Origin of the sequence: Plasticicumulans lactativorans (assembly GCF_004341245.1) — a bacterium.
Lineage (GTDB): Bacteria > Pseudomonadota > Gammaproteobacteria > Competibacterales > Competibacteraceae > Plasticicumulans_A > Plasticicumulans_A lactativorans.
On sequence record NZ_SLWY01000007.1, the window covers coordinates 22101 to 46334 of the forward strand.

Consider the following 24234-nt stretch of genomic DNA (forward strand, 5'->3'; position numbering starts at 1 on the left):
TTGCCCGGCGTCAGCCGCCGCCCGCCCCGCGGCGGCGCGCGGGCAAAAGAAAAGCCCCGCTCGCGCGGGGCTTTGCTCGGACCTTGCGGCCGGCCGGACTTACATCATGTCCATGCCGCCCATGCCGCCCATGCCGCCGCCCGGCATCGCCGGCTCGTCCTTCTTCGGCAGCTCGGCGACCATCGCCTCGGTGGTGATCAGCAGGCCGGCGACCGAGGCCGCGTTCTGCAGCGCGGAACGGGTGACCTTGGTCGGATCGAGGATGCCCATCTCGATCATGTCGCCGTACTCGCCGGTGGCGGCGTTGTAGCCGAAGTTGCCGGCACCGTCGGAGACGCGGGCGAGCACCACCGACTGCTCGTCACCGGCGTTGGCGACAATCTGGCGCAGCGGCTCTTCCATCGCGCGCAGGGCGATCTGCACGCCGACGTCCTGATCGTGGTTGTCGCCCTTGACGCTGCGGATCGCCTGCAGCGCGCGGATCAGCGCGACGCCGCCGCCCGGGACCACGCCTTCCTCGACCGCCGCACGGGTGGCGTGCAGGGCGTCCTCGACGCGGGCCTTCTTCTCCTTCATTTCCATCTCGGTCGCGGCGCCGACCTTGATCACGGCGACGCCGCCGGCGAGCTTGGCGACGCGCTCCTGCAGCTTCTCGCGGTCGTAGTCGGAGGTGGCTTCCTCGATCTGCACGCGGATCTGCTCGACGCGGGCCTTGATCTCGGCCTCGGCGCCGGCGCCGTCGATGATCGTGGTGTTCTCCTTGGCGACGACGATGCGCTTGGCGGTGCCGAGGTCGGCCAGCGTGGCCTTCTCCAGCGTCAGGCCGACTTCCTCGGAGACGACCTGGCCGCCGGTGAGGATCGCGATGTCCTGCAGCATGGCCTTGCGGCGGTCACCGAAGCCCGGCGCCTTGACGGCGGCGACCTTGACGATGCCGCGGATGGTGTTGACGACCAGCGTGGCCAGGGCCTCGCCCTCGACGTCCTCGGCGACGATCAGCAGCGGCTTGCCCGACTTGGCGACGCCTTCCAGCACCGGCAGCAGATCGCGGACGTTCGAGATCTTCTTGTCGGTCAGCAGGACGTAGGGGCTCTCCAGCTCGGCCGCCATCGACTGCTGGTTGTTGATGAAGTACGGCGACAGGTAGCCGCGGTCGAACTGCATGCCCTCGACGACGTCGAGCGAGTTCTCCAGGCCCGAGCCCTCCTCGACGGTGATCACGCCTTCCTTGCCGACCTTCTCCATCGCCTGCGAGATGATGCGGCCGATGTCGCTGTCGGCGTTCGCCGAGATGGTGCCGACCTGCTCGATGGCCTTGCTGTCGGCGCAGGGCTTGGAGAGCTTCTTCAGCTCCTCGACGGCGGCGACGCACGCCTTGTCGATGCCGCGCTTCAGGTCCATCGGGTTCATGCCGGCGGCGACCGACTTCATGCCCTCGCGGACGATGGCCTGGGCCAGCACGGTCGCGGTGGTGGTGCCGTCACCGGCGACGTCGGAGGTCTTGGAAGACACTTCCTTGACCATCTGGGCGCCCATGTTCTCGAACTTGTCGGCAAGCTCGATCTCCTTGGCCACGGAGACGCCGTCCTTGGTCACGGTGGGGGCGCCGAAGGCCTTGTCGAGCACCACGTTGCGGCCCTTGGGGCCGAGGGTGACCTTCACCGCGTTGGCCAGGATGTTCACGCCGCGCACCATGCGCGAACGGGCGTCGTCACCGAACTTAACGTCTTTGGCAGCCATCTGTATTCAGACCTCTACAACCGATTGGGGAATGGGCAGGAAGGAGCGCGCGGGCGGCTCACTCGATGACGGCCATGACCTCGTCCTCGCGCATCACGAGGACGTCTTCGCCGTCGATCTTCACTTCGCTGCCGGAATACTTGCCGAACAACACGCGGTCGCCGACCTTCAGGTCGAGCGGGCGCACATCGCCGTTTTCGAGGATCTTGCCGCGCCCCACGGCCAGCACCACGCCACGCGAGGGCTTCTCGGCCGCGTTGCCGGGGAGCACGATGCCGCCGGCGGTCTTGGTTTCTTCTTCCTCACGCTTGACGATCACGCGGTCATGCAACGGACGAAGGCTCATGCGGGTCATCTCCTGTGTATCCAAGGTTGAGATCGCGGGGGTGCGCTGTTAGCACTCACCCCGAGCGAGTGCCAATACTAGTCGGGCGCCGCCCCCTGTCAAGGGACGGCCGCGATCTGGGGATGCGCGTGCCGACTTCAAGGGGCGCGCGGCGGCCGACGATCGTCGTCGCGCTCGAACTCGCCTTCGATCACCCGCGGCCCCGAACCGCTGCCGCTGCCGCTGCCGCTGCCGCTGCCGCTGCCGCTGCCAGGGGCGATGGTGCGCAGGTGCGCGAGCAGCCAGCGGCGGCTCACCGGCAGCAGGCAGACCAGCGCGGCGAGGTCGGTGAGGAAGCCCGGCACCAGCAGCAGCAGGCCGCCGAGCATCTTCAGCGCGCCGGCGGCGAGCTCGCGCTCGGGCGGGACGCCGGCGGCGTGCAGCGCCTGCACCCGGCGCAGCGTGGCGAAGCCCTGCTCGCGCAGGATCGCGAGCCCGACCGCGCCGCCGAGCACGAGCAGCAGGATGGTGTTCAGGGCACCGATGGCGGCGCCGACGCGGATCATCACGTAGAGCTCGGCGAAGGGCAGCGCGAGCAGCAGGAGGGGGGCGAGCGAAGGCTTCACGCGGTGCTCCGGGGGCTGGAGGTCGGGAACGCCCCGCGCGGGGGCGCGGTATGATGGCGCATTCATACGTAGTGGGGGCGTCTGGCGGTATGGACAAGGGCTTTCGCTTGGTTCTCTGCACCTGTCCGGACCCGGACACGGCGGGCCGCATCGCCGAAACGCTGGTGCAGGAGGCGCTGGCCGCCTGCGTCAACCTGATTCCCGGCCTCACCTCGATCTACCGCTGGGAAGGGCGGGTGCAGCGCGATGCCGAGGCGCTGCTGCTGATCAAGACCCGCGTCGAGCACCTGCCCGCGCTGAGCGCACGCATCGTCGCACTGCACCCGTACGCGCTGCCGGAGATCGTCGCGGTCCCGCTCGGCGAAGGCAGCGAGGGCTACCTCGCCTGGCTCGCGGCGAACCTCGCCCCCGCCCCCTGAGCCCGCCGCCGCGGCCCCGGGCCGGCAGCGGATGCCGCCGGCCGCCGGAACTCGAACCGGCGCAGCGGCTCGAAGCCGGGCAGCCGCCCGCCCCCCGCCCGTCCGTCACCGCCGCCCGCCCCGAGACCGCCCCGTGAAACGCCTCCTCGCCGCCCTGCTCGCCCTGGTCCTGATCCTGCTCGCGCCCGCCGCCCCCGCTGCGCTCGACCTGTTCGGCCGCGCCGGCAAGGCCGGCGCCGAAGCCGAGCTGCTCGAACCCGACCAGGCCTTCGCGCTGACGGTCACCGCCGCCGGCGCGGAAGCCGTGCGTGCGCAGTGGACCATCGCGCCGGGCTACTACCTGTACCGCGAGCGGCTGCGGATCGCGCTGGTCGACCCCGTCGGGGTCGAACTGCTGGCGGTCGACACCCCGCCCGGCGAGCCCAAGGACGATCCCTACTTCGGCCGCCAGGAGGTCTACCACGCCGAGGCCACCACCACGGTCCGCCTGCGCCGCAGCGCGGCGGACGCCGGGGTCACGCTGAAGCTCGACTACCAGGGCTGCAACGAGCCGCTCGGCGTGTGCTATCCGCCGATCAGCCGCACCGTCGCGCTCGAGCTGCCCGCCGCCGGCGCCGCGCCGGCATCACCATCGGCAGCGGCCACCGCCACGCCGGGCCTCGTCAGTGCCGCCGGGCCGGCGCCGGAGGCCGAACAGGACCGCATCGCGCGCCTGCTGCGCGAACGGCGTTTCCTCGCGCTGCCGCTGTTCTTCGGTTTCGGCCTGCTGCTCGCCTTCACCCCCTGCGTGTTCCCGATGGTGCCGATCCTCTCCGGGATCATCGTCGGCCAGGGCCGCCACCTGACGCGCGGCCACGCCTTCGGGCTGTCGGCGGTGTACGTCGGCGCGATGGCGCTCGCCTACACCCTCGCCGGCGTGCTCGCCGCACGCCTCGGTGGCAACGTCCAGGCGGCCTTCCAGAACCCGTGGGTGCTGGGCAGCTTCGCGGCGCTGTTCGTGGCCCTCGCCGGTTCGATGTTCGGCTTCTACGACCTGCAGATGCCGGCGCGCTGGCAGGCCCGCCTCGCCGATCTGTCGGGGCGCCAGCGCGGCGGCGACTACCTCGGTGTCGCCATGATGGGACTGCTGTCGGCGCTGATCGTCGGCCCCTGCGTGGCGCCGCCGCTGGTCGGCGTGCTCGCGGTGATCGCCGGCACCGGCGACACCGTGCTCGGTGCGAGCGCGCTGTTCGCGATGAGTCTCGGCATGGGCGTGCCGCTGCTCGCGATCGGCGCCTCGGCCGGGCACTTCCTGCCGCGCGCCGGGCACTGGATGGACAAGGTCAAGGCGGTGTTCGGCGTGCTGCTGCTCGGCGTCGCGCTGCTGCTGCTCGACCGCCTGCTGCCGGTGGCGCTCGCGATGCTGCTGTGGGCGGTGCTGCTGATCGTCTGCGCCACCTACATGGGGGCGCTGACCCCGGTGCCGCACGGTGCCCCCGGCTGGCGCACGCTGGTGCGCGGGCTCGGCCTGGTGCTGCTGATCCAGGGGGCGCTGCTGCTGATCGGCGTGGCCGCCGGTGGCCGCGATCCGTTGCGCCCGCTGCTCGGCACCGGGCTCGCCAGCGGCGCGCCGGCGCTGCCGGCACCCGCCTTCCGCCCAGTCAAGGGCCTCGCCGAACTCGACGCGGCGATCGCCGGCGCCGGCGGCCGGCCGGTGCTGCTCGACCTCTACGCCGACTGGTGCGTGAGCTGCAAGGAACTCGAGCGCGATACCTTCCCGCATCCGGCGGTGCGCGCCGCGCTCGCCGGCACGCTGCTGCTGCGCGCCGACGTCACCGCCAACGACGCCGCCGACCAGGCGCTGCTGCGCCGCTTCGGCCTCTACGGCCCGCCGGCGCTGCTGCTGTTCGGTCGCGACGGCCGCGAGATTCCCGCCGCGCGCATCGTCGGCTTCGTGCCGGGCGACGCCTTCGCCACCCACCTGGGCCGCTTCGGCGAAGGCTGATGGCGGCCACCTGCCGCCAACTGGCAGCGATTTCCGGCAAAACAGCGCATTTCGCGGATGGACAGGGCGCGCGGCCCTGGGGCAGAATCCGCCCGCCCGCGCGCCCCCCGGTGGACGCATGCGACGGGCCGGGCGCCCGGAGCCGCCCACCAGCAACCGCCAGTCGTCGAACTGCACCCCAGCCGATAAGGATCCGCCTGCCATGGACATCCGCAAGATCAAGAAACTGATCGAACTGCTGGAGGAATCCGGCATCGCCGAGATCGAAATCCGCGAGGGCGAGGAGTCGGTGCGCATCTCGCGCCAGCCTCAGGGCGCCACGGTGATGATGGCGCCGCCGCAGTGGTCCGCGGCACCCGCCGCGGCCCCGCTGCCCGCCGCCGCGCCGGCCGCAACCGCCGCCGCCGCGGTGCCCGCCGTGGCCGAGGCCGCCGATCCGCTGGCCAGCGGGCACGCGATCAAGTCGCCGATGGTCGGCACCTTCTACCGGGCCTCGGCGCCGGGCGCCAAGCCGTTCGTCGAGGTGGGGGCGCGCGTCAACGCCGGCGACCCCGTCTGCATCATCGAAGCGATGAAGATGTTCAACCCGATCGAGGCCGACCAGTCCGGCGTGGTCAGCGCGATCCTGGTCGAGAGCGGCCAGCCGGTCGAGTTCGACCAGCCGCTGATCATCATCGAATAAGGCCCCGCCACCGCCGTCGACGCCGCCGGGGCGGGCTGTACCGTCCCGCGGCATGCCGCGTCGCAACCTTCGAGATCGGTGCGATCCATGCTGGACAAAGTCGTCATCGCCAACCGCGGCGAAATCGCCCTGCGCATCCTGCGCGCCTGCCGTGAGCTCGACATCAAGACGGTGGCGGTGCACTCCACGGTCGACCGCGACCTCAAGCACGTGCGCCTCGCCGACGAGACCGTCTGCATCGGTCCGGCGCCCTCGGCCGAGAGCTACCTGAGCATGGTGGCGCTGATCTCGGCCGCCGAGGTGACCGATGCCGTCGCGATCCACCCCGGCTACGGCTTCCTCTCCGAGAACGCCGACTTCGCCGAACGCTGCGAGCAGTCGGGCTTCATCTTCATCGGCCCGCGCGCCGAGACCATCCGCCTGATGGGCGACAAGGTCTCGGCGATCCGCGCGATGAAGGAGGCCGGCGTGCCCTGCGTGCCGGGCTCCGACGGCCCGCTCGGCGACGACGAGCCCACCAACCTCGCGCTGGCGCGCGACATCGGCTACCCGATCATCATCAAGGCCGCCGGCGGTGGCGGCGGCCGCGGCATGCGCGTGGTGCACACCGAGGCCAGCCTGCTGAACGCCATCGCGCTGACCCGCGCCGAGGCCGGGGCCGCCTTCGGCAACCCGATGGTGTACATGGAGAAGTACCTGGAGCACCCGCGCCACATCGAGATCCAGGTGCTGGCCGACACCCACGGCAACGCGATCTTCCTCGGCGAGCGCGACTGCTCGATGCAGCGCCGCCACCAGAAGGTGGTGGAGGAAGCGCCGGCACCGGGCATCACCCCGGCGCAGCGCGCGCGCATCGGCGCGGTGTGCGTGGAGGCGTGCAGGCGCATCGGCTACCGCGGCGCCGGCACCTTCGAGTTCCTCTACGAGAACGGCGAGTTCTACTTCATCGAGATGAACACGCGGGTGCAGGTCGAGCACCCGGTGACCGAGATGATCACCGGCGTCGACATCGTCAAGGAGCAGCTGCGCATCGCCGCCGGGCTGCCGCTCGCCTACACGCAGGACGACATCCGCATCACCGGGCATGCCGTCGAGTGCCGCCTCAACGCCGAGGACGCCGAGACCTTCATGCCCTCGCCGGGCACCATCACGCGCTACCACGTGCCGGGCGGGCCGGGCATCCGCATCGACTCGCACATCTACGCCGGCTACCGCGTGCCGCCCAACTACGACTCGATGATCGGCAAGCTGATCGCCCACGGCGAGAACCGCGGCGTGGCGATCGCGCGCATGCGCAACGCGCTCGCCGAGCTGGTGGTCGAGGGCATCAAGACCAACGCCGCGCTGCACCGGCGCATCATGACCGATCCCAACTTCATCGAGGGCGGGACCGACATCCATTACCTCGAAAAGCAGCTCGGCCTCGACCGCTGACGCCCCCGGAGCCCTCATGACGGTCGACGCCGCCTGGCTGGAACTCACGCTCGAAGCGCGCGAGCACCGTTCCGAGGTGCTCGAGGACGCGCTGCTCGAAGCCGGCGCCTGCGCCGTCACGCTGAGCGACGCGGCCGACGAGCCGATCCTCGAACCCGCCCCCGGCGCCACCCCGCTGTGGTCGCGCACCCGCGTCACCGGCCTGTTCGACGCGCAGACCGACATCGAGCAGGTCAAGCACCTGCTGTGCGCGCTGCTCGGCTGCGCGCAACTGCCCGAGGCGCAGCTGCACGCGGTCGAGGAACGCGACTGGGTGCGCGCGTGGATGGACCACTTCCACCCGATGCGCTTCGGCGAGCGGCTGTGGGTGGTGCCCTCGTGCCGGCAGCCGCCCGACCCCGACGCGGTCAACCTGCTGCTCGACCCCGGGCTCGCCTTCGGCACCGGCACCCACCCGACCACCGCGCTGTGCCTGGAATGGCTCGACGCGGCCGAGCTCGCCGGCCGGCGCGTGATCGACTACGGCTGCGGCTCGGGCATCCTCGCCATCGCCGCGCTCAAGCTCGGCGCGCACACCGCCACCGCGATCGACATCGACCCGCAGGCGCTGATCGCGACGCGCGAGAACGCCGCGGTCAACCAGGTCGACCACCGCCTGCGCGTCGGCAAGCCCGAGGCGCTCGGCGACGTGCAGGTCGACGTGGTGCTCGCCAACATCCTCGCCGGGCCGCTGATGCTGCTCGCCCCGCGCCTCGCCGCGCTGACCCGCCCCGGCGGGCACGTGGTGCTCGCCGGCCTGCTGGAGCGCCACGCCGACGAGGTCGAGGCCGCCTACGCGCCCTGGTTCGAACTGCAGCCGCGCCGCGAGCGCGAGGGCTGGACCCGCCTGCACGGCATCCGCCGCGGCTGAGCGCGCGCACTTGCCGGCGCGCCCGGCACGCGTATCATCGCCCTCCCCCTTTCCCACCCGGTCCCGCCCCGCCATGCGCATCGGCCCCTACGCCCTGCCCGCGCCCGTCGTGCTCGCGCCGATGGCGGGGGTCACCGACCGGCCGTTCCGGCAGCTGTGCCGGCAGCTCGGCGCCGGGCTCGCGGTGTCGGAGATGGTCACCGCCGACACCCGACTGTGGAACACCGACAAGTCCCGCCTGCGCCTCGACCACAGCGGCGAGGCGAGCCCGCGCAGCGTGCAGATCGCCGGCGCCGACCCGGCACAGCTCGCCGCGGCGGCACGCGCCAACGTCGAGCGCGGCGCCGAGATCATCGACATCAACATGGGCTGCCCGGCGAAGAAGGTCTGCAACGTCGCCGCCGGCTCGGCGCTGCTGCAGGACGAGGCACTGGTCGCGCGCATCCTCGAGGCCGTGGTGGCCGCGGTCGCGGTGCCGGTGACGCTGAAGATCCGCACCGGCTGGTCGCCGCAGCAGCGCAACGGCGTGGCGATCGCCCGCCTCGCCGAGCAGGCCGGCATCGCCGCGCTGGCGGTGCACGGCCGCACCCGCGCCTGCGCCTTCCGCGGCAGCGCCGAGTACGACACGATCCGCGCGATCAAGGCCGCGGTGCGCATCCCGGTGATCGCCAACGGCGACATCACCAGCCCCGCACAGGCGCGCGCCGTGCTCGAACACACCGGCGCCGACGCGGTGATGATCGGCCGCGCCGCGCAGGGGCGGCCGTGGCTCTTCGCCGCGATCGCCCACCACCTCGCCAGCGGCGGGCACCTGCCCGAGCCTTCGGCGGCGCAGGTGCGCGAATGGCTGCTCGGCCACCTCGCAGCGCTCTATACCTTCTACGGCGCCGAGCGCGGCGTGCGCATCGCGCGCAAGCACCTCGGCTGGTACTGCGCCGGCAGGGCGCAGGCGGACGGCTTCCGCGAACACGTCAACCGCCTCGACACCGCGCGGGAGCAGTTCGCCGCCACCGCCCGCTACCTGGCGCAACTCGAACAGCAGGAGCCACTCGCCGCATGACCGCGCCCGACCGAGAGCCGGCCACCTGCGTGCCCTTGCGCATGCAGGTGCAGGCCGCGCTGCAAGACTACTTTCGCCAGCTCGACGGCGAACTGCCGCGCGACCTCTACCAGTTCGTGCTCCAGGAGGTCGAGCGGCCCCTGCTCGAAGCGGTGATGGCGATCACCCGCGGCAACCAGACCCGCGCCGCCGAGGTGCTCGGCCTCAACCGCAGCACGCTGCGCAAGAAGCTGCGCCACTACGGGCTGGAGTGAGGCCGGCAGCGCCCGCCGCTCAGCCGAAGGCGAGCGCGGCGGCGGTCAGCAGGCCGAACAGGTTGGCGGCGAGGATGGTCGCCTGGATGCCCGCGGCGAGCCGGCCCGGCGCGCCCGCATGGGCGGCGAGCTCACGCGCCGCCCGCCGCCACAGCGGCAGCAGCCCCAGCACCGCCGCGGCGAGCGGCGGCAGCGCGCCGCTGAGGATCGCCAGCGCCTGCAGCGCGTAGGCGACGGCGAGCAGCGGCACGAACAGCCCCGCCGCGCGCTGCGGCCCCAGCCGCACCACCCAGTGGCGCTTGCCGGCGGCAGCGTCGGCACGCCAGTCGGGGAACTGGTTGATGTAGAGGATCGCGGTCACCGCCACGCCGTAGCCGGCGGCGGCGAGCAGCGGCCCGGCGGCCGGCACGCCGCGCTGCACCGCATCGGCACCCACCGCCACCAGCGCGAAGCACAGCGCCACCGCCGCCTCGCCGAGACCGCGGGCGTTCAGCGCCAGCGGCGGCGCCGAATAGGCCCAGCCGGCCAGCACGCCGATCAGCCCGATGCCGAGCAGGCCCGGCGCCCGCGCCAGCAGCGCGAGGCCGCCGAGCACCGTCAGCGCGAGCAGCGCTAAGCCGAAGTCGCGCGTCTGGCGCAGGCTCAGCACGCCGTTCTGGATGCAGCGCGAGCCGCCGGTGTACGGGAACACGCGCTCGGTGTTGGCGGCATCGCTGCCGTTGAGGGCGTCGTAGTAGTCGTTCAGCACGTTGACGGCGGCGTGGCAGACGAGCGCGAGCGCGAGCGTGAACAGTGCCGGGCCGGGCTGCAGCGCCCCGGCCTGCGCCGCCGTGCCGAAGCCGATCAGGCAGGCGAACAGCGTGACGCTCAGGAACGGCAGGCGGGTGGCGCGCAGGTAGCGCAGCGGCAGCGGGCCGGCGTCGGCCGGGCTGGGTTCGACGGGGGGCCTGGGCATGGGTGCAACTCCTTGGCACATCGGGAAGGGCGCCGGCGCGCATCCTGCGGCGGCGGCGACGCATCCGCTATACTGCGCGCCTTTTTTCCCGCCCCGCTGCACGGACTCACCACCGATGACCGCACCCGACTCCCTCCGCATCCGCCGCGCGCTGCTCAGCGTTTCCGACAAGACCGGCATCGTCGACCTCGCGCACGGCCTCGCCGCCTTCGGCGTCGAACTGCTGTCGACCGGCGGCACCGCCCGGCTGCTCGCCGACAGCGGACTCGCGGTGACCGAGGTGGCCGACTACACCGGCTTCCCCGAGATGATGGACGGCCGCGTCAAGACCCTGCACCCGAAGATCCACGGCGGCCTGCTCGGCCGGCGCGGCGTCGACGACGCGGTGATGGCCGCGCACGGCATCGCGCCGATCGACATGGTGGTGGTCAACCTCTACCCGTTCGAGGCGACCGTCGCCAACCCCGGCTGCACGCTGGAAGCGGCGATCGAGAACATCGACATCGGCGGCCCGACCATGCTGCGCTCGGCGGCGAAGAACCACGCCGGCGTGGCGGTGCTGGTCGACGCCGCGGACTACGCCGCGGTGCTCGCGGAGCTGCGCGACAACGACGGGGCGCTCGGCCACGCCACGCGCTTCGCGCTGGCGGTGAAGACCTTCGAGCACACCGCGCGCTACGACGGCATGATCGCGAACTACCTCGGCACCCGCACCGCCGGCGCCGATGCGCAGTTCCCGCGCACCTTCAACGCGCAGCTGCGCCTCGCGCAGACCATGCGCTACGGCGAGAACCCGCACCAGCGCGCCGCCTTCTACGTCGAGCCGGCCCCGGCCGAGGCCTGCGTGGCGACCGCGCGGCAGCTGCAGGGCAAGGCGCTCAGCTTCAACAACGTCGCCGACACCGACGCGGCGCTCGAATGCGTGAAGAGCTTCGTCAAGCCCGCCTGCGTGATCGTCAAGCACGCCAACCCCTGCGGCGTCGCGGTGAGCCCCGAGGGCGGCATCCGCGCGGCCTATGAGCTCGCCTACGCGACCGACCCGACCAGCGCCTTCGGCGGCATCATCGCCTTCAACCGCGAGCTCGACGCCGCCACCGCGCGCGCCATCGTCGAGCGCCAGTTCGTCGAGGTGATCATCGCGCCGCGGGTGTCGGCCGAGGCGCTCGCGGTGACCGCCGCCAAGCAGAACGTGCGCGTGCTCGCGTGCGGCGAGTGGGGCAGCGCGCGCGCCGCCGGGCTCGACTGGAAGCGCGTCAACGGCGGCCTGCTGGTGCAGGAGCGCGACACCGGCATGATCGACGTCGCCGACCTCAGGGTGGTCACCGCGCGCGCGCCGACCGAAGCCGAGCTGCACGACCTGGTGTTCGCCTGGAAGGTGGCGAAGTTCGTCAAGTCCAACGCCATCGTCTACGCGAAGAACCGCCAGACCATCGGCATCGGCGCCGGGCAGATGAGCCGCGTGTACTCGGCGAAGATCGCCGGCATCAAGGCCGCCGACGAGGGCCTGACGGTGCCGGGCTCGGTGATGGCGAGCGATGCCTTCTTCCCCTTCCGCGACGGCATCGACGCCGCCGCCGCCGCCGGCATCACCGCGGTGATCCAGCCCGGCGGCTCGATGCGCGACGCCGAGGTGATCGAGGCCGCCGACGCCCACGGCATGGCGATGGTGTTCACCGGCATGCGACATTTCCGGCACTGAGCGCGGCCGCGCCCCGTCCCCCCGAACAGCGAGAGCCCTACCCATGAACGTCCTGATCATCGGCGGCGGTGGCCGCGAGCACGCGCTGGCGTGGAAGGTCGCGCAGAGCGAGCGCGTCAAGAACGTGTTCGTCGCCCCCGGCAACGCCGGCACCGCGGGCGAGCCCAAGGTGCACAACGTGCCGATCGCGGCCACCGACATCGCCGAGCTGACGAGCTTCGCGCAGGCCAACCACGTCGACCTGACCATCGTCGGCCCCGAGGCGCCGCTGGTGCTGGGCGTGGTCGACACCTTCGCCGCCGCCGGCCTGCGCTGCTTCGGGCCGAGCAAGGCGGCGGCGCAGCTCGAAGGCTCGAAGTCCTTCACCAAGGACTTCCTCGCCCGCCACGACATCCCCACCGCCGCCTACCGGACCTTCACCGAGGTCGAGCCGGCGCTCGCCTACCTCGCCGAGCGCGACACGCCGATCGTGATCAAGGCCGACGGGCTCGCCGCCGGCAAGGGCGTGATCATCGCCCGCACCCCGGCCGAGGCGGAAACGGCGGTGCGCGACATGCTGGCCGGCAACGCCTTCGGCCGGGCCGGTCACCGCGTGGTGATCGAGGACTTCATGGAAGGCGAGGAAGCGAGCTTCATCGTCATCAGCGACGGCACCCACGTGCTGCCGATGGCGACGAGCCAGGACCACAAGGCCCGCGACAACGGCGACCGCGGCCCCAACACCGGCGGCATGGGCTCGTACTCGCCGGCGCCGGTGGTGACGCCGGCGGTGCACGCGCGGGTGATGGACGAGATCATCCTGCCGACGGTGCGCGGCATGGCCGCCGAGGGCACGCCCTTCGTCGGCTTCCTCTACGCCGGGCTGATGATCGCCGCCGACGGCAGCCCGCGCGTGGTGGAGTTCAACTGCCGCTTCGGCGACCCGGAGTGCCAGCCGGTGATGATGCGGCTGCGCTCCGACCTGGTGGACCTGTGCGAGACCGCGCTCGAAGGCCGCCTGGGCGAGATCGAGGCCGACTGGGACCCGCGCCCGGCGCTCGGCGTGGTGATGGCCGCCGGCGGCTACCCCGACAGCTACGACAAGGGCGACGCGATCATCGGCCTGCCGGTCGCCGCCACCGAGGACGCCTGCGTGTTCCACGCCGGCACCGCGCTGCGCGGCGGCCAGGTGGTCACCAACGGCGGGCGCGTGCTGTGCGCCACCGCGCTCGGCGCCACCGTCGCCGATGCCCAGCGCCACGCCTACGACCTCGCCAAGCGCATCCACTGGCAGGGCATGTTCTACCGCACCGACATCGGCTACCGCGCCATCGCCCGCGAACGCACCCGGCGCTGAGCCCCGCCCCGGCGCGCCCGCGCCCCCGCGGGCCGCGCGCCCCGCCCGAGGACGTCCCCGATGCGCATCCGCCGTGCCCTGCTCGCCCTCTGCCTCGCCTGCGGCCTCGCCGCCACCGCGCCGGCGACGGCCGACACGCCGAAGAACATGGTGGTGATGGCGGCGATGCTCGACGAGTTCATCTCGCTCGATCCGGCCGAGATCTACGAGCTGGTGCCGATCGAGTACGCCGCCAACGTCTACGACCGCCTGGTGCGCACCGACCCGCGCCGCCCCGGCGAGATTCTGCCGGGGCTCGCCGAGCGCTGGAGCGTCGCCGACGACGGCCGCACCTTCACCTTCACGCTGCGCCGCGGCGCGCGCTTCCATTCCGGCCGCGAGGTGACGGCCGCCGACGCCGCCTGGTCGCTCGCCCGCCTGGTGCGGCTCAACAAGGGCCCGGCGTTCCTGCTGACGCAGATGGGCTTCAGCGCCGACAACGTCGCCGAGCGCATCCGCGCCACCGACGCCACGACGCTGGTGCTCGTCACCGGCGAGCGCTACGCGCCGACCTTCGTGCTCAACTGCCTGGGGGCCTGGGCCGCCTCGGTGCTCGACCGCGAACTGCTGCTCGCCAACGAGGTGAACGGTGACCTCGGCAACGCCTGGCTGAAGACCCGCGAGGCCGGCTCCGGGCCGTTCAGGCTGGTCGCGCTCAGGGCCGGCGAGGCGCTGACGCTGGAGGCCTTCCCCGGGCACTGGCAGGACCACCCGGCGATGCGGCGCGTGGTGCTGCGCCACGTGCCCGAGGCCGCCGCGCAGCGCCTGCTGCTGGAGAAGGGCGACGTCGACATCGCCCGCAACCTCGGCCCCGACGACCTCGCCGCGCTGCGCGCCAACCCCGACGTGCGGGTGCGCACGGTGCCCGCCGCCGACCTCCTCTACCTCGGCCTGAACACGCGCCACCCGGCCTTCGCCAAGCCCGCGGTGCGCGAGGCGCTGAAGTGGCTGGTCGACTACGAGGGCATCAGCCGCCACGTGTTCCGTGAGACCCACGTCCCCCACCAGACCTTCCTGCCGGCGGGCTTCTTCGGCGCGATCGACGACCTGCCCTACCGCTTCGACCCGTCGCGGGCCAAGGCCCTGCTGGCGGCGGCCGGCTACCCCGACGGCTTCAGCGCGACCATCGACGTGCGCAAGGGCTACCCGGGGCAGGACCTCGCGCAGATCCTGCAGGCGAACTTCGCCCAGGCCGGCGTCAGGCTCGAACTGCTGGTGGCGGACAACAAGCAGACGCTGACGCGCTACCGCGCGCGTCAGCACGACATCTACCAGGGCTACTGGGCCCCCGACTACATCGACCCGCACAGCAACGCGCAGGGCTTCGCGTGGAGCCCGGACAACGGCGACGCCAGCCCCAACCGCCTGCTGGCCTGGCGCAACGCCTGGGACATTCCCGACTACACGCGGCGCACCGAGGCGGCGCTCGCCGAGCCCGACCCGGCGCGCCGGCGCGCCGCCTACGAGGCGCTGCAGCGCGATTTCGTCCGCGACGCGCCGTTCGTGATCCTGTTCCAGAAGGTGCTGACGCTCGCCGAGCGGCGCGGCGTCGAGGGCTTCGTCACCGGGCCGATCAACGACCAGTTCTTCTACAGCGAGATCGTCAAGCGCTGAGCGCCCGCCGATGAGACCGGCCCGCCTCCCCGGCGCCGTCGCGCGCCGCACGCTCGAACTCGCCGCGACCTTCCTCGGCCTGCTCGCGGTGACCTTCGTGATCGGCCGGCTGGTGCCGATCGACCCGGCGCTGGCACTGGTCGGCGACCGCGCCAGCGCCAGCGCCCACGCCCAGGCGCTGCACGAACTCGGGCTCGACCAGCCGCTGTGGCGGCAGTTCCTCGGCTACCTCGGGCAGGTGCTGCAGGGCGACTTCGGCGTCTCGCGGCTGACCTCGAACCCGGTCGCCGAGGACATCGCGCGGGTGTTCCCGGCCACCGTCGAACTCGCCACGCTGGCCACGCTGATCGGCGTGCTCGGCGGCGTGCCGCTGGGGGTGATCGCGGCGCTGCGCCAGGGGACCTGGGTCGACCACGCGGTGCGCGTGGCGAGCCTGGTCGGCTACTCGGTACCGGTGTTCTGGTTCGGGCTGATGGGGCTCCTGGTGTTCTACGCCCGGCTCGACTGGGTGGCCGGGCCGGGGCGGCTCGACCTCGCCTACGAGGGGCTGGTCGAGCCGCGCAGCGGGCTGCTGCTGCTCGACGCCCTGCTCGCCGGCGAATGGGCGGTGTTGGTCGACGCCTGGCGCCACATCGTGCTGCCGGCGAGCATCCTCGGCTACTTCTCGATGGCCTACCTGGCGCGGATGACGCGCGCCTTCATGCTCGAACAGCTGCACCAGGAGTACGTGCTCACCGCGCGCGTCAAGGGCCTCGCCGAGTGGCGCGTGGTGCTGCGCCACGCGCTCGCCAACGCCGCGGTGCCGCTGGTGACGGTGATCGCGCTGTCCTTCGGCCACCTGCTCGAAGGTTCGGTGCTGACCGAGATCGTGTTCGCCTGGCCGGGGCTCGGCTCGTACCTGACGCAGGCGCTGATGAGCGCCGACATGAACGCCGTGCTCGGCGGCACCGTGGTGATCGGGGCGATCTTCGTCGGCCTCAACCTGCTCGCCGACGTGCTCTACCGCTGGCTCGACCCGAGGGTGCGCTGAATGCGCGCCTGGCTGCTCGCCGAGGAACCCGCATCGCCGTGGCAGGCACGGCTCGGGCGCCTGTACCTCGGCTGGCGCCGGCTGTGCAGCAACCCGCTGGCGCTGCTCGGCCTCGCCCTGGTGCTGCTGCTCATGCTGCTGGCGGCGATCGGCCCGTGGCTCGCGCCGCACGACCCGGCGGCGCAGGTGCTGGAGCTGCGCCTGCGTCCACCGCTGACGCCGGGCTACTGGCTCGGCACCGACGAGCTCGGCCGCGACATCCTCTCGCGCCTGCTCTGCGGCGCGCGCATCACGCTCGGCATCGTGCTGCTGACGGTGGCGATCGTGGTGCCGCTCGGGCTCGCCATCGGCACCGTCGCCGGTTACGCCGGCGGCTGGGTCGACACCGTGCTGATGCGCCTGACCGACATCTTCCTCGCCTTCCCGCGGCTGATCCTCGCCCTTGCGCTGGTCGCCGCGCTCGGCCCCGGCATCGACAACGCGGTGCTGGCGATCGCGCTGACCGCCTGGCCGGCCTACGCGCGCCTGGCGCGCGCCGAGACGCTGCTGCTGCGCCGCGCCGACTACATCGCCGCGGTGCGCCTGGCCGGCGCCTCGCACGCGCGCATCGTCGTGCGCCACGTGCTGCCGCTGTGCCTGCCGTCGGTGATCGTGCGCGCCACGCTGGAGATGGCCGGGGTCATCGTCACCGCGGCGGGCCTCGGCTTCCTCGGCCTCGGCGCGCAGCCGCCGAGCCCGGAGTGGGGGCTGATGATCGCCTCGGGGCGCAAGGTGCTGCTCGACAGCTGGTGGGTGGCGACGATGCCGGGGCTCGCGATCTTCCTCGTCAGCCTCGGCTTCAACCTGCTCGGCGACGGCCTGCGCGACGTGCTGGACCCGCGCCAGCCATGAACGCGCCGCTGCTCGACATCGCCGGGCTGGAGGTCGCCTTCCGCACGCCGCGCGGGCCGGTGGCGGCGGTGCGCGGCGTCACGCTCGCGATCGCCCGCGGCGAGCGCGTCGGCATCGTCGGCGAGTCCGGTTCGGGCAAGTCGGTGACCGGGCGCGCGGTGCTCGGCCTGCTGCCGGCGCAGGCGCAACTGCGCGCCGAGCGCCTGCACTTCGCCGGCCAGGACCTGCGCACGCTCGACGCCGCCGGCTGGCGCGCGCTGCGCGGCCGGCGCATCGCCATGGTGATGCAGGACCCGAAGTACTCGCTGAACCCGGTGATGCGCGTCGGCGCGCAGCTCATCGAGGCGCTGCGCTGCCGCGAGCCGGGGCTGTCGGCGCGCGCCGCCCGCGAGTGCGCGCTCGAACGCCTCGCCGGGGTGCGCATCCGCGAGCCGGCGCGGGTGTTCGCCAGCTACCCGCACGAGCTGTCGGGCGGCATGGGCCAGCGCGTGATGATCGCGATGATGGTGGCGGGCGGGCCGGAGCTGCTGATCGCCGATGAGCCGACCTCGGCGCTCGACGTCACCGTGCGCCTGCAGATCCTGGCGCTGCTCGATGCCGCGGTGGGCGCCCGCGGCATGGGCCTCGCGTTCATCAGCCACGACCTCAACCTGGTCGCGGACTTCTGCGACCGCGTGGTGGTGATGTACGCCGGGCGCGTGCTGGAGACCCTGCCCGCCGCCGGGCTGCACGCCGCGCGCCACCCGTACACGCGCGGCCTGCTCGATGCGCTGCCGCGGCTCGACCGCCCGCGGGCGACGCTGCCGGTGCTGGCGCGCGACCCCGCCTGGCTCGATGGGGACGGGCGGTGATCCGCGTCGACGGCCTCGAGGTGCGCTTCGGCGACTTCACCGCGGTGCGCGGCGTCAGCTTCACGGTGGCCGAGGGCGCGTGCTTCGGCCTGGTCGGCGAGTCGGGTTCGGGCAAGTCCAGCGTGCTGCGCGCGCTCGCCGGGCTCGACGGCGAGCGCGGCGGGCGCATCGAGATCGCCGGCGCCGCGCTCGCCGCACGCCCGGACAAGGCCGCGCGCCGGCGCGTGCAGATGGTGTTCCAGGACCCCTACGGCTCGCTGCACCCGCGCCACACGGTCGACGCCGCGCTCGCCGAATGCCTGGCGATCCACCGCCTCGACCGCCGCGACGCACGCATCCGCGCCGTGCTCGACGCGGTCGGGCTCGGCACGCGCCTGCGCTACCGCTACCCGCACCAGCTCTCCGGCGGCCAGCGCCAGCGCGTGGCGATCGCCCGCGCGCTGATCCTGGAGCCGCGCGTGCTGCTGCTCGACGAGCCGACCTCGGCGCTCGACGTCTCGGTGCAGGCGGAGATCCTCAACCTGCTGGCGGCGCTGCGTGCCGAGCGCCGGCTGACGCTCGTGCTGGTCAGCCACGACCTCGCCGTGGTCGCGCACCTGTGCGAGCACATCGCGGTGATGCGCCAGGGCGTCATCGTCGAAACCTTCGACCGCGCCGCCCTGCAGCGCGGCGCGTTCACCCACCCGTACACGCGCGCGCTGTGGCAGGCGAGCGGCCCGTACCGGCGCGAACACGCCGCCGCGCTGCTGGCGCAGGCCGCCGACGACTGACGCCCCCGGACATCCGCATGCCGCTGCTCGCCATCGCCCCGCCCGCCTTCGACGTCGACCTCGCGCTCGCCTACGCCACGCCCGACAACGTCTGCGGCCGCCCGCTCTACGCGCGCGCCGCGGCCTACCTGCACCGCGACGCCGCCGCCTGCCTGCAGCGGGCGATCGCGCTCGCCCGCCCGCTCGGCCTGCGCCTGCGGCTGTTCGACGCCTTCCGCCCCACCGAGGCGCAGCAGGCGCTGTGGGAGGCCTGCCCGCTGCCCGGCTTCGTCGCCGCGCCGGCCGAGGGCTCGGCGCACTCGCGCGGCGTCGCGGTCGACCTGACGCTGCTCGACGCCGCCGGCACGACGCTCGACATGGGCACGGCCTTCGATGACTTCAGCCCCCGGAGCCGGCACGGCGACGCCACGGTGAGCCCCGCCGCGCAGCGCAACCGCCTGCTGCTGCTCGGCCTGATGCGCCTCGCCGGCTTCGAGCACCATGCCGACGAGTGGTGGCACTACCACCTGCCCGACGCCGCGCGCTACCCGCTGCTCGGCGATGCCGCGCTCGGCGGCGACGGCCTCATGCCGCGCTGAAGGTCGCCGGCGGGCACGAAAAAGCCGGCCCGGGGCCGGCTTTGCGGGGCGGCGCGAGGGCGCGGCCTAGCGCTTCATCATCTCGAAGAATTCGCGGTTGATGCGGGTGTTCTTCAGGCGGTCGAGGATGAACTCCATCGCCTGGAGTTCGTCCATCGGGTGCAGCAGCTTGCGCAGGATCCACATCTTCTGCAGGTCGTCGGGCTCGGTGAGGAGCTCCTCGCGGCGCGTGCCCGAACGGTTGATGTCGATCGCCGGGAAGATGCGCTTCTCGGAGATGCGCCGGTCGAGGTGGATCTCCATGTTGCCGGTGCCCTTGAACTCCTCGTAGATCACGTCGTCCATGCGCGAGCCGGTCTCGATCAGCGCGGTGGCGACGATGGTCAGCGAGCCGCCCTCCTCGATGTTGCGCGCGGCACCGAAGAAGCGCTTGGGGCGGTGCAGCGCGTTGGCGTCGACGCCGCCGGTGAGCACCTTGCCGGAGCTCGGCACCACGGTGTTGTAGGCGCGCGCGAGGCGGGTGATGGAATCGAGCAGGATGACCACGTCGACCTTGTGCTCGACCAGCCGCTTGGCCTTCTCGATCACCATCTCGGCCACCTGCACGTGGCGCGCCGCCGGCTCGTCAAAGGTCGAGGCGATCACCTCGCCGCGCACCGTGCGCTGCATCTCGGTGACTTCCTCGGGACGCTCGTCGATCAGCAGGACGATCAGGTAGCACTCGGGGTGGTTCGCCGCGATGCTCTGCGCGATGTTCTGCAGCATCACGGTCTTGCCGGCCTTGGGCGGGGAGACGATCAGGCCGCGCTGGCCTTTGCCGATGGGGGCGATGAGGTCGATGATGCGGGCGGTGATGTCTTCGGTGCTGCCGTTGCCACGCTCGAGCGTGAGGCGCTTGGCCGCGTGCAGGGGGGTGAGGTTCTCGAACAGAACCTTGTTCTTGGAATTCTCCGGCGGCTCGTAGTTGATCTCGCTGACCTTGAGCAGCGCGAAGTAGCGCTCGCCTTCCTTCGGCGGCCGGATCTTGCCGCTCACGGTGTCGCCGGTGCGCAGGTTGAAGCGGCGGATCTGCGACGGCGAGACGTAGATGTCGTCGGGGCCGGCGAGGTAGGAGCTGTCGCCCCCGCGCAGGAAGCCGAAGCCGTCCTGCAGGATCTCGAGCACGCCGTCGCCGAAGATGTCCTCACCGTTCTTGGCGTGCGCCTTGAGGATCGCGAAGATCACGTCCTGCTTGCGCGAGCGCGCCATTCCCTCCAGGCCGAGACTCAGTGCGATATCGATGAGTTCGGCGGCGGACTTTCGTTTGAGTTCGGTCAGGTTCATGTGGAGTTCTTCGGGCGCGGGCGGCATATGGCCGGACATCACCCCCCACGGAAGGGGGAGCGAGATGCGTCTGGGAGGTCACCGGTCGTCCGGCTTGTTGTCGTAGCGATCGGGTTGTCGTAGCGATCGGGCGCGTAGTGGAAGGCGCGCCGGGAATTGCAAAAAAAGTTAACACGCGCATCGCGCCGGCGTCCAGAGTGCACGGACGCCGGCGCGTGCAGATCCGTCGTGCTCAGATCGTGCTCTCGATGAACGCGGTGAGCTGCGACTTCGACAGCGCGCCGACCTTCTGCCCCTCGACGTTGCCGTTGCGGAAGATCATCAGCGTGGGGATGCCGCGGATGCCGAACTTCGGTGGCGTCGCCGGATTGTCGTCGATGTTGAGCTTGACCACCTTGAGACGCCCGGCGTACTCGGTGGCCACCTCGTCGAGGATCGGCGCGATCATGCGACAGGGTCCGCACCACTCGGCCCAGTAATCCACCAGCACCGGCAGTTCGGCCTGCAGCACCTCGGCGTCGAAGGTGGCATCGGTCACATAAACGATTTGATCACTCACGGCATTCGCCTCCACAATTGGGCAGTAGTTTAGTGCGGGCGGAAGAAATCGGCTGGCCGACGGCGCAGAGAGGACTCGCTCGGGGGTCCGTTTCCGGATATCCCGCCGCGAACGGGACGGGAAAAGCGGCGATTGGCGGCGGTGAAGGCCCGTCGAAAGTGTCAAGGCGTTCGCCGGGCGTGTCAACTCGCCGCCTCGAACTACCCGCAGCGACCGCCCGCTTCCCGTCCTCCCGCGCTCCTGTGCGCCCACTCGGGATAACGAAAAACGTCCATGGAAACCAGCCATCTCACGTCTACCGCCTTCGCCTCGCTGCCCCTGCACGACAGTCTCCAGGAAGCCCTCGAAGACGGCGGTTTCACGCACTGCACGCCGATCCAAGCGGCCACCCTGCCGCTCGCGCTCGAAGGCCACGACCTTGCCGGGCAGGCGCAGACCGGCACCGGCAAGACCGCCGCCTTCCTGCTCGCGGCCCTGCACTACCTGATGACCACGCCGGTCGAGGAAGACCAGTCCGGCCCCTGGGCGATCATGCTGGCGCCGACCCGCGAACTCGCGCTGCAGATCCACAAGGACGCCGAGAACCTCGGCCGCTACACCGGCCTGCGCTTCTGCGCGGTCTACGGCGGCACCGGCTATGACGCCCAGCGCCGCGCGCTCGAGGAAGGCGTCGACGTCGTCATCGGCACGCCCGGCCGCATCATCGACTTCTACAAGCAAGGCGTGTGCAAGCTGAAGAACATCGAGGTCGTCGTGCTCGACGAGGCCGACCGCATGTTCGACCTCGGCTTCATCTCCGACATCCGTTACCTGCTGCGGCGCATGCCGCCACCGGCGAGCCGGATCAACATGTTGTTCTCGGCGACGCTGTCGGCGCGCGTGATGGAGCTCGCCTACGAACACATGAACGACCCGCAGGTGGTGAAGATCGAATCCGAGCAGATCACCGCCGACAAGGTCCGGCAGGTGCTCTACCACGTGTCGAAGGAAGACAAGATCGCCCTGCTCTGCGGCGTGCTGCACAAACATCAGGCACAGCGCACCATCGTCTTCGTCAACACCAAGCGCGGCTGCGAGGTGGTCGAAGGCTACCTGCTCGGCAACGGCCACGAATGCGGCGTGCTGTCGGGCGACATCCCGCAGAACAAGCGCGAGCGCCTGCTCGAGCGCTTCCAGCGCGGCGAGCTGCCGGTGCTGGTCGCCACCGACGTCGCCGCGCGCGGCCTGCACATCCCCGACGTCAGCCACGTGATCAACTTCGACCTGCCGCAGGACGCCGAGGACTACGTGCACCGCATCGGCCGCACCGCGCGCATCGGCGCCTCGGGCGACGCGATCAGCTTCGCCTGTGAGGAGTACGTGTACTCGCTGCCGGACATCGAGGATTACATCGGCCAGAAGATCCCGGTCGAGCCGATCACCGAAGACCTGCTGCTCGAGGTCGCCCCGCCGAAGCGCATCGAACGCGAGCGCACGCGCCCGCACGGCGCCCGCCCCGGCAGCGGCGGACGCACCGGCGGCCCGCCGCGGCGGCGCCCGTCCCGCCCGGTCGAGGGCTGAGGCGCCGCCTCAGTCGCCGTTCGCCAGCGTCAGCCGGAAGCGGGCGGCGGCGAGGTAGTCGGCCTCGGTCTCCAGGTCGACGCGCGTCAACGGGTGATCGTCGAGCCACCCTGGCGCGAAGCCGAGCCGCAGCTCGCGGCCGTCGACCGCCAGCGTCAGTGCCGGCAGGGGCGGATTCGAACGGCTGCGATGCAGCACCACCGCGAGGCGCAGCAGCACGCACAGGCGCAGCGCGAGCTCCGGGCTCGCCGACGCCGACGGCAGCGTCGCGAACACGTCCTGCGGCACCTTGCGCCGGTGCCCGCGCACCAGGGCCGCGAGCAGCGCCTGTTCGCTGCGCGAGAAGCCGGGCAGGTCGGCGTTGAGCAGCATGTAGTGCCCGTGCTTGTGGTACTGGCTGTGGGCGATCGACAGCCCCACTTCGTGCAGGCGCGCACTCCAGTCGAGCCAGTAGGCGACGTCCGCGTCCTCCAGCTCCCAGGCCGCGGCCACCTGCGCGCGCAGCCGCTCGGCGGTCGCGGCCACGCGTGCGCCGTGAGCCTCGTCGCAGCCGAAGCGATGCGCGAGCGCGGTCACGCTGCGATCGCGCACGTCCTCGTGACGCACGCGCCCCATCAGGTCGTAGATCAGCCCCTCGCGCAGCGCCCCGTCCGACACCCGCAGCGCCTCGATGCCGAGCCCCTCGAACACCCCGTGGAGCACGACGAAACCGCCGGCGAACACCTCGGCACGTTCGCGCTCCAGGTCGAAGCGCGCCGCGAGCGTCTCCGGGCTCTGGTCGAGCAGCTCGGCGCGCAGCCGCCGCAGGGCCTCGCGGCTGATGCCCTCCTCGCACCAGCCCTCGGCGACCACCACGTCGCGGATCGCCTTGATGCTGCCCGAGGCACCGATGGCCTCGCCCCAGGCCAGGCTGCGGAAGGCCCCCTCCACCGGCTCGACCTCCATGCCCACCGCCAGCTCGGCGCGGCGCAGGTCGGCCTCGCGGATGCGCTCGCCGCGGAAGTGGCGCTTGCTCATGCTCACGCAGCCCATGTGCAGGCTTTCCAGGCGCTGCGGCTCGAAGGCCTCGCCGACGATCAGCTCGGTGCTGCCGCCGCCGATGTCGATGACCAGCCGGCGGCCGCTGCCGGCCGTGGTGTGCGCCACCCCGAGGTAGATCAGGCGCGCTTCCTCGATACCGCTGATGATCTCCACGGGGTGGCGCAGCAGCGCTTCGGCGCGGGCGATGAAGCTCGCCCCGTTGCGCGCCTGGCGCAGCGTGTTGGTGCCGACGATGCGCACCCGCCCCGCCGGCAGGTGGCCGATGCGCTGCCCGAAGCGCGCCAGGCAGTCGAGCGCGCGGGACTGCGCCTCTTCGCTGATGACGTTGTCGGCGTTGAGGCCGGCGGCGAGCTGGACCATCTCGCGCAGGCGATCGAGCACCTGCACCTGGCCGTTGCCGGTGCGCACCACGATCATGTGGAAACTGTTCGAGCCGAGATCGATCGCGGCGAAGGAGTCGGTGGACATGGTGGTCGCTTCCGGAGCAGGCGGTCGTGGAACAGGGAACCCGCCGGCGCGGCCTCGGCACCGGCGTCACCTGCCGGTACCGGCGC

23 protein-coding genes are annotated in these 24234 nt (G+C 72.0%); 16 read left to right on the top strand and 7 right to left on the bottom strand.

Going from position 1 to position 24234, the window contains the following annotated elements:
* Positions 1-99 precede the first annotated feature (99 nt).
* From groL to EV699_RS06970, 3 genes are all read right to left on the bottom strand, one after another.
* Positions 100-1740, bottom strand: a complete 1641-nt coding sequence (gene groL / locus EV699_RS06960) for a chaperonin GroEL (protein ID WP_132540613.1) — start codon at positions 1738-1740, stop codon at positions 100-102.
* A gap of 58 nt (positions 1741-1798) precedes the next feature.
* Entirely contained in the window at positions 1799-2086 is a 288-nt protein-coding gene (gene groES / locus EV699_RS06965) for a co-chaperone GroES (RefSeq protein ID WP_132541095.1), read from the bottom strand.
* A 137-nt stretch (positions 2087-2223) separates the two neighbouring features.
* The gene (locus EV699_RS06970) at positions 2224-2691 is read right to left on the bottom strand and encodes an FxsA family protein (RefSeq protein ID WP_165904063.1); all 468 of its coding nucleotides are present in this window, start codon (positions 2689-2691) and stop codon (positions 2224-2226) included.
* An 89-nt stretch (positions 2692-2780) separates the two neighbouring features.
* On the opposite strand from EV699_RS06970, the gene cutA reads away from it, so the two are divergent.
* The 7 genes from cutA (at position 2781) to fis (ending at position 9434) form a co-directional block, all read left to right on the top strand.
* A complete protein-coding gene (gene cutA / locus EV699_RS06975) occupies positions 2781-3110 on the top strand; it encodes a divalent-cation tolerance protein CutA (protein WP_132540619.1) in 330 nt (109 codons plus the stop codon).
* A gap of 133 nt (positions 3111-3243) precedes the next feature.
* The gene (gene dsbD, locus EV699_RS06980) at positions 3244-5094 is read left to right on the top strand and encodes a protein-disulfide reductase DsbD (RefSeq protein ID WP_165904064.1); all 1851 of its coding nucleotides are present in this window, start codon (positions 3244-3246) and stop codon (positions 5092-5094) included.
* Positions 5095-5296: 202 nt separating this feature from the next.
* Positions 5297-5776, top strand: a complete 480-nt coding sequence (gene accB, locus EV699_RS06985) for an acetyl-CoA carboxylase biotin carboxyl carrier protein (RefSeq protein WP_132540625.1) — start codon at positions 5297-5299, stop codon at positions 5774-5776.
* Between the two features lie 87 nt (positions 5777-5863).
* Complete coding sequence (gene accC, locus EV699_RS06990; RefSeq protein ID WP_132540628.1) at positions 5864-7210, top strand: acetyl-CoA carboxylase biotin carboxylase subunit; 1347 nt, start codon at positions 5864-5866, stop codon at positions 7208-7210.
* Positions 7211-7226: 16 nt separating this feature from the next.
* Entirely contained in the window at positions 7227-8120 is an 894-nt protein-coding gene (prmA, locus tag EV699_RS06995) for a 50S ribosomal protein L11 methyltransferase (RefSeq protein ID WP_132540631.1), read from the top strand.
* A 73-nt stretch (positions 8121-8193) separates the two neighbouring features.
* Entirely contained in the window at positions 8194-9180 is a 987-nt protein-coding gene (gene dusB / locus EV699_RS07000) for a tRNA dihydrouridine synthase DusB (protein ID WP_132540634.1), read from the top strand.
* Positions 9177-9434 (top strand): DNA-binding transcriptional regulator Fis, encoded by a 258-nt coding sequence (fis, locus tag EV699_RS07005; protein WP_132540637.1) that lies wholly within the window; start codon positions 9177-9179, stop codon positions 9432-9434. The genes dusB and fis overlap by 4 nt, the downstream gene beginning before the upstream one ends.
* A gap of 19 nt (positions 9435-9453) precedes the next feature.
* On the opposite strand, the gene EV699_RS07010 is transcribed toward fis, so the two are convergent.
* Positions 9454-10389 (bottom strand): prenyltransferase, encoded by a 936-nt coding sequence (locus tag EV699_RS07010; protein WP_132540640.1) that lies wholly within the window; start codon positions 10387-10389, stop codon positions 9454-9456.
* 115 nt (positions 10390-10504) lie between these two features.
* Here EV699_RS07010 and purH point away from each other — a divergent pair, with 115 nt between their 5' ends.
* Genes purH through ddpX form a run of 8 tightly spaced genes read left to right on the top strand, consistent with a single transcriptional unit; the run spans position 10505 to position 19197 of the window.
* Positions 10505-12088 (top strand): bifunctional phosphoribosylaminoimidazolecarboxamide formyltransferase/IMP cyclohydrolase, encoded by a 1584-nt coding sequence (gene purH, locus EV699_RS07015; RefSeq protein ID WP_132540643.1) that lies wholly within the window; start codon positions 10505-10507, stop codon positions 12086-12088.
* Between the two features lie 43 nt (positions 12089-12131).
* Complete coding sequence (purD, locus tag EV699_RS07020) at positions 12132-13424, top strand: phosphoribosylamine--glycine ligase (RefSeq protein WP_132540646.1); 1293 nt, start codon at positions 12132-12134, stop codon at positions 13422-13424.
* Positions 13425-13484: 60 nt separating this feature from the next.
* Positions 13485-15077, top strand: coding sequence for an ABC transporter substrate-binding protein (locus EV699_RS07025; RefSeq protein ID WP_132540649.1), 1593 nt, complete (start codon positions 13485-13487; stop codon positions 15075-15077).
* A gap of 10 nt (positions 15078-15087) precedes the next feature.
* Positions 15088-16107 carry an ABC transporter permease gene (locus EV699_RS07030; protein ID WP_132540652.1) on the top strand — a complete coding sequence of 340 codons (1020 nt, stop codon included), beginning with the start codon at positions 15088-15090 and terminating at the stop codon, positions 16105-16107.
* Positions 16108-16998 carry a nickel transporter permease gene (gene nikC, locus EV699_RS07035; RefSeq protein WP_132540655.1) on the top strand — a complete coding sequence of 297 codons (891 nt, stop codon included), beginning with the start codon at positions 16108-16110 and terminating at the stop codon, positions 16996-16998.
* Positions 16995-17849 (top strand): ABC transporter ATP-binding protein, encoded by an 855-nt coding sequence (locus EV699_RS07040; RefSeq protein ID WP_132540658.1) that lies wholly within the window; start codon positions 16995-16997, stop codon positions 17847-17849. The genes nikC and EV699_RS07040 overlap by 4 nt, the downstream gene beginning before the upstream one ends.
* Entirely contained in the window at positions 17846-18619 is a 774-nt protein-coding gene (locus EV699_RS07045; RefSeq protein ID WP_132540661.1) for an ABC transporter ATP-binding protein, read from the top strand. Before EV699_RS07040 ends, EV699_RS07045 begins: the two co-directional genes overlap by 4 nt.
* A 17-nt stretch (positions 18620-18636) precedes the next feature.
* Complete coding sequence (gene ddpX / locus EV699_RS07050; protein ID WP_132540664.1) at positions 18637-19197, top strand: D-alanyl-D-alanine dipeptidase; 561 nt, start codon at positions 18637-18639, stop codon at positions 19195-19197.
* 66 nt (positions 19198-19263) lie between these two features.
* Here the strand turns inward: ddpX and rho are convergent, their stop codons facing one another.
* Together rho and trxA are read right to left on the bottom strand one after the other, a co-directional pair.
* A complete protein-coding gene (gene rho, locus EV699_RS07055) occupies positions 19264-20520 on the bottom strand; it encodes a transcription termination factor Rho (protein ID WP_132540667.1) in 1257 nt (418 codons plus the stop codon).
* A gap of 232 nt (positions 20521-20752) precedes the next feature.
* A complete protein-coding gene (gene trxA / locus EV699_RS07060; protein WP_132540671.1) occupies positions 20753-21079 on the bottom strand; it encodes a thioredoxin TrxA in 327 nt (108 codons plus the stop codon).
* 273 nt (positions 21080-21352) lie between these two features.
* Between trxA and rhlB the strand changes: the two genes are divergently transcribed.
* Entirely contained in the window at positions 21353-22639 is a 1287-nt protein-coding gene (rhlB, locus tag EV699_RS07065; RefSeq protein WP_132540674.1) for an ATP-dependent RNA helicase RhlB, read from the top strand.
* Between the two features lie 9 nt (positions 22640-22648).
* Here rhlB and EV699_RS07070 read toward each other — a convergent pair whose 3' ends face one another.
* A complete protein-coding gene (locus EV699_RS07070; RefSeq protein ID WP_132540677.1) occupies positions 22649-24148 on the bottom strand; it encodes a Ppx/GppA phosphatase family protein in 1500 nt (499 codons plus the stop codon).
* Positions 24149-24234: the final 86 nt, after the last annotated feature.

Coding starts and splice junctions, on each gene's coding strand:
- accB (WP_132540625.1), top strand. CDS start 5,297: ATGGACATCCGCAAGATCAAGAAACTGATCGAACTGCTGGAGGAATCC.
- accC (WP_132540628.1), top strand. CDS start 5,864: ATGCTGGACAAAGTCGTCATCGCCAACCGCGGCGAAATCGCCCTGCGC.
- rho (WP_132540667.1), bottom strand. CDS start 20,520: ATGAACCTGACCGAACTCAAACGAAAGTCCGCCGCCGAACTCATCGAT.
- groES (WP_132541095.1), bottom strand. CDS start 2,086: ATGAGCCTTCGTCCGTTGCATGACCGCGTGATCGTCAAGCGTGAGGAA.
- cutA (WP_132540619.1), top strand. CDS start 2,781: ATGGACAAGGGCTTTCGCTTGGTTCTCTGCACCTGTCCGGACCCGGAC.
- dusB (WP_132540634.1), top strand. CDS start 8,194: ATGCGCATCGGCCCCTACGCCCTGCCCGCGCCCGTCGTGCTCGCGCCG.
- fis (WP_132540637.1), top strand. CDS start 9,177: ATGACCGCGCCCGACCGAGAGCCGGCCACCTGCGTGCCCTTGCGCATG.
- EV699_RS07010 (WP_132540640.1), bottom strand. CDS start 10,389: ATGCCCAGGCCCCCCGTCGAACCCAGCCCGGCCGACGCCGGCCCGCTG.
- purH (WP_132540643.1), top strand. CDS start 10,505: ATGACCGCACCCGACTCCCTCCGCATCCGCCGCGCGCTGCTCAGCGTT.
- prmA (WP_132540631.1), top strand. CDS start 7,227: ATGACGGTCGACGCCGCCTGGCTGGAACTCACGCTCGAAGCGCGCGAG.
- ddpX (WP_132540664.1), top strand. CDS start 18,637: ATGCCGCTGCTCGCCATCGCCCCGCCCGCCTTCGACGTCGACCTCGCG.
- nikC (WP_132540655.1), top strand. CDS start 16,108: ATGCGCGCCTGGCTGCTCGCCGAGGAACCCGCATCGCCGTGGCAGGCA.
- EV699_RS07030 (WP_132540652.1), top strand. CDS start 15,088: ATGAGACCGGCCCGCCTCCCCGGCGCCGTCGCGCGCCGCACGCTCGAA.
- EV699_RS07025 (WP_132540649.1), top strand. CDS start 13,485: ATGCGCATCCGCCGTGCCCTGCTCGCCCTCTGCCTCGCCTGCGGCCTC.
- rhlB (WP_132540674.1), top strand. CDS start 21,353: ATGGAAACCAGCCATCTCACGTCTACCGCCTTCGCCTCGCTGCCCCTG.
- purD (WP_132540646.1), top strand. CDS start 12,132: ATGAACGTCCTGATCATCGGCGGCGGTGGCCGCGAGCACGCGCTGGCG.
- EV699_RS07040 (WP_132540658.1), top strand. CDS start 16,995: ATGAACGCGCCGCTGCTCGACATCGCCGGGCTGGAGGTCGCCTTCCGC.
- EV699_RS07070 (WP_132540677.1), bottom strand. CDS start 24,148: ATGTCCACCGACTCCTTCGCCGCGATCGATCTCGGCTCGAACAGTTTC.
- groL (WP_132540613.1), bottom strand. CDS start 1,740: ATGGCTGCCAAAGACGTTAAGTTCGGTGACGACGCCCGTTCGCGCATG.